This window comes from Salinispora oceanensis (assembly GCF_000383575.1).
Lineage (GTDB): Bacteria > Actinomycetota > Actinomycetes > Mycobacteriales > Micromonosporaceae > Micromonospora > Micromonospora oceanensis.
In genome coordinates, this window is sequence record NZ_KB911579.1 from 2,475,043 (window position 1) to 2,488,489 (window position 13,447).

Consider the following 13,447-nt stretch of genomic DNA (forward strand, 5'->3'; position numbering starts at 1 on the left):
AGGCTCAGCTCCGGTCGGTCAGGCGGCTGAGCAGCGCGCCCAGATCCGCGACGTGCGGCGGTTTCATCACGCCGAAGTGGTCGCCCGGTACCCGGTGCACGGTCACGCCCCCCGCCGTCAACTCGCGCCACCGTGCCACGTACCCGTCGAACGCCTGACCGGCCGCCACCTCGTGCTCGCCCCGCTCGAGTTCGTCGCTCACGATCAGGTGTAGCTGTCCCGAGTACGGGGTGTGACGGTAGGCGAGGTCGAGCTCCATCACCTCGCGCCAGATCCGGACCGATTTCGGCCAGACGTCGCCGACGCCCCGGGCTGGCAGGGTGATCCCGACCGCCGGATCCACGTCGTCCACCAGATGCTCAAGGAGGGCGAGGATCTCGGCGCGACGCTCGGCGGTGTCGGCCCGGGGGTCGGCCACGATCTGTTCGACCAGCGCCTCCAGCCGCCGAATGTAGTTCAGCTCCTGCCAGCCCTCGGCTCGAGTGTGGGCGTCGAGGCCGGGGTCGAGCAGCATAAACGTGACCGTCTCACCGGCGTCGGTCAAGCGCCGCGCCATCTCGGTGGCAATGCTGCTGCCGCCACACCAGCTGAACAGCCGGTACGGACCCCGCGGCTGGGCGGCCCGCAGCTCGGCCAGGTAGCGCTCGGCCATCTGTTCCGCGGTCGGAACCTCGTTGTGTGTCGCCGGCCACTCGAAAGCCGCGACCGGGATGTCGGGCGCCAGGTGGGGTACCAGCCGTAGGTACCAGTGCGCGCTGCCGCCACCGGGGTGCACGCAGAACAGCGGGGTGGCCGAGCCGCTCCGGCGCAGCCACATCATCGCCTTGCCAGCCGGCTCGTCCGTGACCGTCGTGGCGAGAGCGGCGATCGTACGGTGCGTGATGAACGACCGGAACGTCAGCTCGATGCCGTCGCGGGCCCGTAGCGTCGCAATCACTCGCATCATCGCCAGCGAATGACCGCCCAGTTCGAAGAAGTCGTCGTGCACTCCGACCCGGTCCACCCCCAACGCCTCGCGCCACGCCGCGGCCAGCGCCCGCTCGGTCTCGTCCGACGGCGCGACGTACGCCGAGTCCAGCTCGGGCCGAGAGCCGTCCGGTCCGGGCAGTACTGCCCGATCCACCTTGCCTGCAGGGGTCAGGGCGAAGTCCTCGACCGCGATCCAGTGCGTGGGCAGGAGGTGACCGGGCAGGCAGGCACGCAGGTACTCCCGGAGCTCCGCCGGGGTCGGCGGTACGTCAACGGCACGGGTGTAGGCGACCAGGGCGGCGTCGGTGGTGCCGGAGCGGTGTACGGCGGCGACCGCCGACGCGACCGCCGGGTGCCCGCTCAATGCCGCTTCGATCTCGCCCAGCTCGATCCGGTGGCCGCGTACCTTCACTTGGTGGTCGGTTCGGCCGTGGTACTGGATCGTGCCGTCAGGGTTACGGGACACCACGTCCCCGGTCCGGTACATGCGTGCGCCGACGGGTCCGTACGGGTTCGGCACGAACCGTTCGGCGGTCAGCCCGGGACGCCCCAGATAGCCCCGGGCAAGTCCGGCTCCGCCGACGTACAGCTCGCCGCGGACGCCCACCGACAGTGGACGCAGATCGGGGTCGAGCACGTAGGCGGAGACGCCACCGATCGTGCTGCCGATCGACGGCGGGGCGGTCACCGTCGGCGCGACCTCGGTCAGCGTCGCGCACACCGACGTTTCGGTCGGCCCGTAGGCGTTGATGAACCGGGCCTGCCCACTCCACCGCGCGACCTGGTCGACGGGGCACGCCTCACCGGCTGACACCAGTACCCGGAGGTGGGGAAAGTCCTCCGGCGAGAGCCGTTCCAGCAGCGACGGTGGCAACGTCATGTGGGTCACCAGCCCTGCCTGCTGGCGTAGGTCACCAGGGTCGGTGCCACGGGGTGGCAGCACCAGTTCGGCGCCGTTGGTCAGCGACATCAACAGCTCCCACACCGACGCGTCAAAGCTCGGTGAGGCGAACTGCAGCACCCGGTCGCCGGGTCGAACGTCGAGGTGCTCCCGTTGGGCGTGCCGGAGGTTCAGCGCACCTCGGTGCGGCACCCCCACCCCCTTGGGACGGCCGGTCGATCCGGAGGTGTAGATCACGTACGCCAGATCTTCCAGGCTGGGCGCCACCGCCGGCCGGGCGGAGGGCAGGTCCGGATGGTCAGCGACGATTTCGACGGTGGCCGTGACCCCGGTCGGAAGCGGCAGGTCCGGTTCGGTGAGCAGCAGCCCGACCTCGGCGTCAGTGATCAGGTAGCGCAGTCGTTCGGCGGGATAGGCGGGGTCCAGCGGCAGGAACGCCGCTCCCGCCCGAAGCGTGGCGAGCATGCCGACGACCAGATCTGGGCCGCGCGTGAGGAACAGGCCCACGAGCGTGCCGGGGCCAGCGCCGAGTGCCCGCAGGCGGTGTGCGAGCCGGTTGGCGGCGGCGTCCAGCTCGGCGTAGGTGAGCGTGTGGTCGGCCTGGCGCACCGCGACCGCGTCGGGAGCGGCGGTTGCCTGGTGCTCAACGAGCTGGTGCACCAACTCCTCGGTGGGGTAGTCGCGGGTGCTGTCCCCGCCGAGGTGCAGGGCGTGGTCGTGGTCGACGGGGGCGAGCGTGACGTCGGTGCTGGCATCGGGATCGAGGGACATCGCCTCGAGCACCCGCCGGTAGGTTCTGCCGAGCAGTTCCAGGTTCTCGCGACCGATCCGGCTCGGCCGCCCGCCCAGGCGCAGTAGGCCGGGAAAGGTCCACACCTCCAACGGCAGCTCGCTCGGGCTGAAGTCATCGATCATGCCGACCGTGTCGGCCTCCCAGTCCAGGACGTGGAAATCGAGGTATCCGAAGGCGACGTCGATCAGCGGACTGCCGGGACTCCACTCCCGGCGCATGGCGGGCATCGGGTAGCGGCGGTGCGGCCACAGTTCCGCCTCGCCGGCGAACACGTCGGCGACAAAGTCGCGCCAGGTCGCGGCGGTCACGTCGGCGGCGAAAGGCACCGTGTTCAGGTACATGCCGAAAACCTCGTCGCCGCGCAGCTCCTCCGGACGACCGTTGCAGACCAGGCCCCCGAAGAACTGACGCCTGCCGGTGACGATGCTGATCGCTTTCAGATGGGCGGCATGCAGCACGCTTTTCATCGACGCCCCGGCGGCCGCGGCGAGTCGACGCAGGCCGGGCGCGAGGTCGGCCCACGGCACGTCGATGATCGTGGCTTTGTCGTCTCGTCGTTCGCTGGCCCAACCGTCCGGCAGCTCCAGCTTGTCGTAGCGGCCGATCGCCGTGGCCCAGAACCCGTGGTCGGTGCTGGTCGCCAGAGCACGCTTCTCGGCGGCGACGAAGTCGGCGAAGCGGACCTCCGGTGGAGGCGCGAGGTCGGGCTGGTGGCCGGTGCGGAGCCTCCGGTAGATCGAGACGAGTTCGTTGACCACGGACGTGTGGCTCCATCCGTCGAGGATGGCGTGGCACTCCGTGTGGGTGAGCCACCACTCGTCCGCACTGATCTCGTGTACGTGGTAGCGCAGCAACGGCGGCTGGGCGATGTCGAACGGACGCCCCCGTTCGGCCACGAGCCACTCGTCGACCGCGGCGCGCTGAGCCTGCGAGGCGAGACCGGTGAGGTTGGTGTGGGCCACGGGCAACTCGGCCGTGGCGTGCACCAGTTGCATCGTCTCGGAGTAGGTGGAGAGGTCGAATGAGGTGCGCAGGATCTCGTGCCGGCCCACCAGGATCGCGGTCGCGGCACGCAGGGTGTTCAGGTCGAACGGCAGCTCGTCGTGTACCCGGTAGCAAGAGACGTTGAGGTAGACGGTGCGGTCGGGGGCGGCCAACATCTCGTAGACCATGCCGGCCTGGGTTTCGGCGAGCGGATAGGCGTCAACCAGGCCGTTCGGCAGTAGCTGTCGGTCGGCCTCGGACAGTTGGGCGAACCGTTCGACGAGGGTGTCCTCCGTGGTCGCCGCTCCGGCGAGTCCGGCGAGTCCGGCGACGGTCTGGTGGGTGAACAGGTCATGCACGGCCAGCTCGACGCCGGCCGCGCGGAGGGCTCCGACCACCCGGATCGCCCGCATGGAGTCCCCGCCGATGGCGAAGAACCGGTCCTCAATGCCGACCTTGTCGATGTTTAGCGCATCGGCGATCGCGCCGGCGATCATGTGTTCGAGCGGGGTGCGTGGCGCGACGTACCCGCCAGTCGTGGTCCGGTTGCGGTCGGGAGCCGACAGGGCGTTGCGGTCGACTTTGCCGCTGGTGGTCAGCGGTAGCGCCGGATACGTGAGCCAGTGTGCGGGGACCATGGCCTCGGGTAGTTGCGCACGGAGGAAGTCGGCCAGCGTCGCCAGGTCGACGTCGCCGACCAGGTGGGCGACGAGTTGCCCATCGTCGACGGTGACGGCGGCGGCGCGGACGGCTGGGTTTTCGGTCAGGGCGTGCTCCACCTCCCCCAACTCCACCCGAATTCCGTTGATCTTCACTTGGTGGTCGAGCCGGCCCAGGTAGTCGATCTGGCCGTCGGGGCGGTGACGGGCGAGGTCACCCGTGCGGTACAGCCTTCCTCCCGGAGTGAAGGGGTCCGGCACGAACCGGTCGGCGGTCAGGGTAGGCCGGTGCAGGTAGCCGCGGGCGAGCTGAACACCGGCCAGCATCAACTCACCCGGGACGCCGACCGGAACGGGCTGCAGATCCTGGTCCAGGATGTAGGCGCGGGTGTTCGCGATGGGGGTGCCGATCGTGACCGGCTCACCAGGACGACAACGCGCCGCGGTGACGTCGACGGAGGCCTCGGTGGGCCCGTAGAGGTTGTGTAGCTCGCAGCCGATCCGGTCGTGCACGGCGGCGACGAGGTCGGAGGTGAGTGCCTCACCGCTGCAGATCACGCGGCGTAGCGACGGCAGCCCGGCGAAGGGTTCGGTGAGGAATGCGCGCAGCATCGAGGGAACGAAATGCAGAGTGGTGATGCGTTCGCTGTCGATCAATCGGGCCAGGTAGGCGGGGTCGCGGTGCCCGTCCGGCCGGGCGACGACCAGGGTGGCGCCCGTGATCAGCGGCCAGAAGAGCTCCCAGACGGAGACGTCGAAGCTGGCCGGAGTCTTCTGCAACACGCGGTCGGTCGCGTCAAGCCCGTAGGCGTGCTGCATCCAGCGCAGCCGGTTGACGATGCCCCGGTGTTCCACCACGACTCCCTTGGGGCGTCCGGTGGATCCGGAGGTATAGATCACGTACGCCGGGTGTTCCGGGTGGACCGCTACCCCCGGGTCCACCGTCGGACAGCCGGCGAGAGCGGCGAACGTGTCGGTATCGATCATCGCGGTGGCGCCGGAGTCCTCCCGCAGATAGCGCAGGCGCTCCGCCGGGTGATCGGGATCGAGCGGCAGGTAGGCCCCGCCGGCCTTCTGTACGGCCAGCAGCGCGACGACCAAATCCAGGCTCCGGGGCAGGCAGACGCCGACGATCGACTCCGGACCGACGCCGAGTGAGCGCAGGTGGTGGGCGAGTTGATTCGACCGGGAAGCCAACTCGGCGTACGTCAGCGAACTGCCGTCGAACCGGACGGCCTCGCGCTGCGGGGTGCGCCGCACCTGGTCCGCGATGAGCCCCGGCAGGGTGGCGCTGGGCTGGTCGACGGCGGTGTCGTTCCAGCTGGTGACCACCTGCTTTCGCTCCGCCGCTGACAGCAACGCCAGCTGGCGGACCGGTGTGTCCGGGTCCGACACGATCGACTGGAGCAGGTGGGCGTAGTGCCCCGCCAACCGGCTCATGGTCTCCGGCTCAAAGAGCGCGGTCGCGTAGTTCACCCCCACCCCGAGCGTGCCGTTGGCGCGCTCGATCACCGACAACGTCAGGTCAAACTTCGCCGCGACCTCGCCGACCGGCAGGGCCGTCACCGTCAGGTCCCCGAAGGAGGGCGCCTCGGTGACCCGATCGGTCATCAGGAACATCGTCGAGAAGAGCGGGCTGCGTGACGGGTCCCGGACCGGGGCAAGCTCGTCAACGATCTGTTCGAAGGGCAGCTCCTGGTGCGACTGCCCGTCCAGGACGGTGTCCCGAACCCGATCCAACACGTCGCGAAAGGACGGCGAACCGGAAAGGTCGGTTCGCAGCGCCAGGGTGTTGAGGAACAGGCCCACCAGGTCCTGGGTCTCCGGCCGTGCCCGGCCGGCCACCGGGGTGCCCACGGCGATGTCGGTCTGACCGGTATAGCGGGCGAGAAGCACCTTGAACGCCGCCAGGAACGCCGTGAAGGGGGTGACCCCGTGGTCGCGGGCGAGCCGCCCGAACCGGGTGGCGATCGGGGCCGACACGTCGACCTGCACCAGCGCGCCTGCCCCGTCCCGTACCGGTGGGCGGGGCCGGTCGGTCGGCAGCTCCAGGGGGTTCAGCCCGGCGAGCCGCTCCCGCCAGTACGCCAGATCTCCGGCCAGCGCCTGCCCGGAGGAGCGGTCCCGCTGCCACACGGCGAAGTCCACGTACTGGACGGGCAGTTCGGCGAACTCCGGTTCACGGCCGGCAGACGCGGCCGTGTACCGCTCGCCCAGCTCGCGCACCATCACCTCTTCCGACCAGGCATCACCGGCGATGTGGTGCAGGGTCAGCACCAGCGCGTGGTCGTCCTCGCCGAGGAACACCAACGTTGGCCGGAAGACCGGACCGGCGGCGAGGTCAATGTTGGGTAGTTCGGTGGACAGCACCGCGTCGAGTGCGTCGAGGCCGTCTCTGCCGTGCAGCGTGACCGGGGTCGGATCGTCGATCACCTGTGCCGGTTCGCCGTTGACGTCGACGTAACGGGTCCGCAGCACCTCGTGGCGGGCAACCAAGCCGTCCAGTGCCGTCTGCAGTGCGGGCCGGCACAGCTGGCCGCGGATACGCAGAGCTGTGGTCATCAGGTACTCGGGGCTGCCCGGTCGTAGCCGGTCGAGGATCCAGAGTCGCCGCTGAGCAGAGGAGAGTGGCAGGTGACCGTCGCGGGACACGCGGGCGGGGGCGCCTTCGGGGGAGGCGCCGGCCTGTCCGCTCAGGCGCTTGCGCAGCAGCGCGGTCCGCAGCGCCGCCCGGTCGATTGTCCTGGTCATCGTGCACCTTCTTCTTCAGCGAGCAGGGCTTCGATCTCGGTGTCGGTGAGCAGGGCGACGTCGGCCTCCACCGCCGCGCCAACCTCGATCGCGAGTTCGGCGACGGTCGTGGCCTCGAACAGCCGTCGAAGCGGCAGGTCGACGGCGAACGCCGTCCGAATCCGGGCCAGCACCCGGGTGGCCAGCAGCGAGTGCCCGCCGAGTTCGAAGAAGTTGTCATGGATCCCGACCTGTTCCACGTCGAGCACCTCCGCCCAGATCCCGGCGAGCGCTGCCTCCGTCTCGTCACGCGGCGAGGTCAACGTGCGCTCCCCGTCGGGGGCCGACGGTGCGGGTAGCGCCTTGCGGTCGACCTTCTTGCTCGGGGTCAGCGGCAGCGCGTCGAGCGTGACCCAGCGGGCCGGCACCATGTACTCCGGTACCCGGTCGCGCAGGTGGGCCCGGAGTTCCGCGATGTCCGGTCGGGAGCGGTCACGGGGGACCACATAGCCCACGAGCTGTTTCTCACCCGGCCCGACCTCGCGGACGGTGACGACACTCGCGTGCACTGCCGGGTGCTCGGCCAGGGCCGCCTCGATCTCACCCAGTTCGATGCGGAACCCCCGAACCTTGACCTGTTGGTCGATCCTGCCGATGAACTCGATCGTGCCGTCCGGCCGCCAGCGCACCAGGTCGCCGGTGCGGTACAGCCGCGCGCCGGGATCACCGGAGTGCGGATCGGGGACGAAGCGGTCAGCGGTCAGCTCCGGCCGGTTGAGGTAGCCGCGCGCCAGCCGTATCCCGCCCAGGCACAACTCACCGGGGACCCCCACGGGCACCGGCATCAGCCCGGTGTCCAGCACGTAGCCGCGGGTGCCGGCCACCGGCCGCCCGATCGGCATCGCTGCCTCGTCCCGTTCGTCGGCGTCCAGCCCAGCGACCGGGTGTAGGACGCAGGTGACGGTCGCCTCCGTCGGACCGTAGTTGCACAGGAACCGGGCGGGCAGTCCGGTCGCGGCCCAGCGGCGGGCGTCGGCGACCGTCACCACGTCACTGCCGACGTTCATCAGCCGCAGCGCCGACAACCTGTCGACATCGGCCTCAAGTAACTCCCGGTAGTAGGCCGGGGTGATCTCCATGATTGTTACGCCGTGCTCGGCGAGCCGTGCCGGTAGTTCGCTCGGCGTCCAGAACACCGGATCACTGACTACCACGGTCGCGCCGGCGAGCAGAGTCGCCGCGATCTGGTCCATTGCCACGTCGAACGTCAGTGCGGACAGCAGCACCACCCGATCGTCCGGCCCGATGCCGTAGGCGTCGCTGATCACTCGGCAGTGGTGGACGTAGGAACGATGCTCGATCATCACGCCCTTGGGGCGGCCCGTGGACCCCGACGTGTAGATGACATAGGCCAGGTTGTGTGGCCTCGGTGGGCTCTCCAGATCAGTCGCCGGGGCGGTCGCGAGCTGGTCGTCGTCAACGGTCACGACCCGATGGCCCGCGAGCCGCTGGGCAGCGGCCCGGGTGGTCACCACCAGGTGCGCCGCCGCGTCGGTGAGCATGAAGTCCAGTCGCTCGGTGGGATGGTCCGGGTCGAACGGGACGTACACCCCACCCGACTTGAGGGCGGCTAGCAGTACGACCACCGCGTCGGGGCCGCGTTCCAGGCACGATGCGACGACGACCTCTGGACCGACACCCAGCGACCGCAGGTGGTGGGCGAGCTGGTTGGCGCGCTCGTTGAGCTCGCGGTAGGTCACCTCCTGCTCGCCGAAGACCATGGCCACGGCGTCCGGCGTCCGCTTGGCCTGTCGCTCGAACAGCTCGGGTACCGTCCGGTGGCGCTCGTCCACCGGGTCGAGCAGCGGCAGCCGGGTGGACGCCGGGTCAGGCCACTCCCGCACCAGCACGTCGCGCTCGCCGTCGGACAGGACGGGGAGCGAGTTCAGCCGGGCCGTGGGGGAACCGACGATCGCGGTCAGCAGGTTCAGGTAGTGGCCGGCGAGCCGCTCGACCGTCGACCGGTCGAACAGGCCGGTCGCGTACTCGAACGTGCATCGCAGCCGCCCCCTGGAACGCTGCTTGACCGTCAGGGTGAGGTCGAACTTGGCAACCGGCACCCCCGCGTGCACCGGCTCGATAGCGGCCTCACCGAGGGTGGTCGGGAACTGGTCCAGGTGGGCCAGCTCAAACATGATCTGGAACAGCGGGTTGCGCGACATGTCCCGGTTGGCGGCGAGCGCGTCCACGAGGTGTTCGAACGGCACGTCCTGGTTGGCGAACGCGTCCAGGGAACTACGGCGTACTTGGTCGAGTAGTTCGACGAAGGTGGGGTTGCCACTCAGGTCATGCCGCAGGACGAGCGTGTTCACGAAGAAGCCGAGAAGTTCTTCGGTCTCCGGCCGAGTCCGCCCCGCGACCGGCGTTCCGACGGCCAGGTCGGTTCGCCCGGTGTAGCGGGCCAGCAGGACCTGGAATCCGGCAAGCAGCGTCATGAAAAGGGTGGCCCCGTGCCGACCGGCCAGCTCGTGCAGGCCTGCCGCCAGCTCATCGGGCACATCGACGGAGACGGTGCCGCCACGGGGGTCGCGCACCGCCGGTCGAGGCCGGTCAGTGGGCAGCTCCACCGGATCGAGGCCGGTGAGCCGCTCCCGCCAGTAGTCGAGCTGGTCACCCAGCTCTGCCTCGCGGCTCCGTTGCCAGGCGGCGAAGTCGGCGTACTGCACCGTCGGGGGCGCCAGTGGTACGTCAGCGCCACCACGGATAGCCGCGTAGGCGGTCCGTAGATCCCGCATGAACAGGTCCATCGACCAGGCGTCGAAGGCCACGTGGTGCAGGCTAACAGCGACCAGGTGGTCCTCGGCCCCCCGGCGCACCACGGTGACCCGGAGCGGACGCTCCTGGGAGAGGTCGAACGGCTGGGAGCAGGAACGGTCAACGAGCGCCTGCACCGCCGCGTCGGACGCACCGGTCAGGTCAACCACCTCGAACCGTACCGGGCCGGGCGGATCGATCACCTGTACCGGACTGTCACCCGCACTGACGTAACGCGTGCGCAGCATCTCGTGCCGGGCGGCGACGGAGTCCATGGCACGGCGGAGCGCCTCGGTGTCTAGCGGCCCCCGTAGCCGCAGCGCCAGCGGGACGAGGTACTCGACGCTGCCGGGTTCGAGCTGGTCGAGGAACCACATGCGCTGCTGCGCGAAGGACAGGGGGAGTACCCCGTCCCGGGGCACCGGTGGGATCACCGGACCGTCGGCGGCGGCGACATCGATATGTGCGGCGAGCGCGGCGACGGTGCGTGCGGCGAACAGATCGCCAACGGTCAGTTCGATGTCGAAGGTGCGGCGTAGCCTGAGCACGAACCGGATCGCGAGCAATGAGTGCCCGTAGGTGAAGAAGTCGTCCTCCGCCCCGACCCGCTCGATGCCGAGTACCTCCTCCATCAACGCCGCGACCGCCCGTTCGGTGGGCGTCCTGGGGCTGACGTGTTCGTCCGTCGGGGACGCGGGTAGCGTCCCGGGCTCCGGTAGCGCCGCGCGGTCGACCTTGCCGTTCGAGGTCAACGGCAACACGTCGAGGCCGACGTGGTTCGAGGGAATCATCGGAGCCGGCAACACCTCGGCGAGGTGCGCGGCCAACGTCTCCAGGGAAACCGGGGTGCCGTTCGCCGGCACGGTGTAGGCGACCAGTTCGAGGTCGCCCAACTCGCCACGGCGCGCGGTCACCACGGCCTCGCCCACGTCGGGGTGGGTGCGCACGGCCGCCTCCACCTCGGCTGGTTCGACCCGTACCCCCCGAATCTTGACCTGCTCGTCCACCCGCCCGATGAACTCCAGGACCCCGTCGTCGCGCCAACGGACCAGGTCGCCGGTGCGATACCAGCGTTCCCCGGGCACCCGCGCGTACGGATTGGGACGGAACCGTTCCGCGGTCAGGTCGCCACGCCCCACGTAGCCGCGGGCCAGCCCGACGCCCGACACACACAGCTCACCCGGAACCCCGAGCGGCACGAGCTCGTCCGAGGCATCCACGACGTACGCACGCATGTTCTGCAGCGGGGTGCCGATCGGTACGGTCTCACCCTGCTCGCCGCGGCGGAACCAGGCCGCGGTCGAGTCGATCGCGCACTCGGTCGGGCCGTACGTGTTCATTATCTCGACGTCGAGGGTGTCGAGTAGCCGTTCGCACAGGGCGATGGGTAGGGGTTCGCCTGCCGAGCAGAGCAGCCGCAGCGCGGAACAGTCTGCCAGGTGGGGCACCTCCACCAGGAGACGCAGCACCGACGGCACGAGCTGCAACACCGTCACACCGTGGGTGGCGACCGCTTCGACCATCGCGGCGGGATCCCGGTGTACGCCGGCTGGTGGCGTCACCACGGCCCCACCGGATACCAGCGGTGACAGGAACTCCCACACGGAGGCGTCGAAGCCGATCGTGGTCTTCTGCAGTACCCGGTCTCCCGGGGTCATCCCGTACCGGTGAACCGACCACAGCACCCGGTTGCGGATGCCGCCGTGGGTGATGGTGACCCCCTTGGGCCGCCCGGTGGACCCGGACGTGTACATCACGTACGCGGCGTTGCCGGGGTGGATGACCGGCGGTACGGCGGTCGGTGCCGAGGCGATCAGGGCCTGGTCGGAATCGAGGGCGATGAGCTGCGCCGTGGGCAACTGGTCCCGTAGCGCGGAGTTGGTGACGATGAGTTCCACGCCGGCGTCGGCGACCATCATCGCCAGTCGCTCGGCAGGGTGCTCGGGTGGCAGCGGCACGTACACGCCGCCGGCGGCGAGCACGGCCAGTAGGGTCGTCACCAGGTCGGCGCCGGGATGCAGCGAAACTCCGACGGGTCTTTCTGTGGTCACCCCGCGGGACAACAGATAGCTGGTCAGCGCGGTGACCCGGGCGGCTAGTTCGGCGTAGGTCAGGTCCCCGTCCGCGCCGGCTACGGCGACGGCGTCCGGAGTACGCCGGGCCTGCGCCAGGAATAGCTCGGGCAGGAGCAGCCGCGACGTGGGTGCGTTCGTGTGGTTCCACTCGTGGAGTTGGTGTAGCTCTGGCTCCGCCACCAGGCTGAGGCGGGTCACCGGGCGGGTGGGCTCCGCGAGTGCGCGGGACAGCAGCCGCAGGTAGTTGGCGGCCATCCGTTCGATCCGCGCCCGATCGAACAGGGCGGTGACGTACATCAGGCGCGCGTGTACGGTCCCGTCCGGCCGCTCGGAGAGGTGTAGCGACAGGTCGAACGCGGAGTTGGTCCAGGCGGCCGGCAGCTTCGTCACTTCCAGGCCGGGCAGGCTGAGCCGGACTCGTTCGGCGTTGTGCATCGCGAAGCCCACCTGGAACACCGGGTTGCGCGACGGGTCCCGGTCGGGGGCGAGATCGTGTACCACCCGGTCGAAGGGGACGTCCTGGTGGCCGTACGCATCCAGCGTGGTTTCCCGGACGCGGGCCAGCAATTCCGCGAATGACGGTGCTCCGGCGAGGTTCGTCCGTAGGACGATGGTGTTGACGAACGCGCCGATGAGCGGCTCCAACTGGACGTCGTTGCGCCCTGCCAACGACACCCCGACGGCGACGTCGCGCTGACCGGCGTAGCGTCCGAGGAGCAGCTGAAACGCCGACAGATACACCATGAAGGGGGTGGCACCAGCCGCCCGCGCGAGCAGGGTGACCTCGTTGGCGACGGCAACCGGAACAGTGAAGTCGAAGTTGTCCCCGGCGGAGTTCCAGTGCGAGGGGCGGGGACGATCGGTCGGCAGGTCCAGCGGTGCCAGTCCGGCGAGCGTGTTCCGCCAGTAGCCGAGCTGCTTGCTTCGTACCTCCTCGGCGGAGGCCCACCACTCGCGCTGCCAGTCGGCGTAGTCGCCGTACTGAACGGGCGGCTCGGCCAGTCCCGCGGCGGTACCGCCGGTGAGCTCCCCGTACAGCTCGCCGAGCTCGCGGGCCAGCACGCCCCAGGACCAGCCGTCGAAGGCGATGTGATGCACCGTGATCAGCAGCACCGAGTCGGACCGGTCGAGCCGGACCAGCGTCACCCGCCACGGTGGCTCGGTGCGGAGGTCAATCGGAGTCCGCTGGTCCAGCCGGATCCGCTGTAGCTCGGTGTCGGCGTCCGCCACCGCGGTCAGGTCGATGACCTCCACCGGCACGGCGACCGGATCGTCAACCACCTGAAGCGCGGTGTCGTCCACGGTCTCGTACCGGGTGCGCAGCACCTCGTGGCGCTCGGACACCCGGGTGAACGCGGTCGCGAGCGCGTCGACGTCCACGGGGCCCCGTACCTGAAACGCCTCGTGCAGTAGGTACTCCGTGGCAGCTCCGGATCGCAGCTGGTCGAGGAACCACAGCTGCTCCTGTGTGAACGACAGCGAGATGCCGCCATCACCGGTTGCCATCGATCTGCCTCCCTGT

General features: G+C 69.7%; 2 protein-coding genes. Both read right to left on the reverse strand.

What is annotated here, in order from left to right:
• Positions 1-4: 4 nt before the first annotated feature.
• Entirely contained in the window at positions 5-7,057 is a 7,053-nt protein-coding gene (locus SALPAC4_RS0111605) for a non-ribosomal peptide synthetase (RefSeq protein ID WP_019870465.1), read from the reverse strand.
• Positions 7,054-13,431 (reverse strand): non-ribosomal peptide synthetase, encoded by a 6,378-nt coding sequence (locus tag SALPAC4_RS0111610; protein ID WP_019870466.1) that lies wholly within the window; start codon positions 13,429-13,431, stop codon positions 7,054-7,056. The genes SALPAC4_RS0111605 and SALPAC4_RS0111610 overlap by 4 nt, the downstream gene beginning before the upstream one ends.
• Positions 13,432-13,447: the final 16 nt, after the last annotated feature.

Bases quoted from the DNA above. Each gene is read 5' to 3' on its own strand.
- SALPAC4_RS0111605 (WP_019870465.1), bottom strand. From the start codon at position 7,057: ATGACCAGGACAATCGACCGGGCGGCGCTGCGGACCGCGCTGCTGCGC.
- SALPAC4_RS0111610 (WP_019870466.1), bottom strand. From the start codon at position 13,431: ATGGCAACCGGTGATGGCGGCATCTCGCTGTCGTTCACACAGGAGCAG.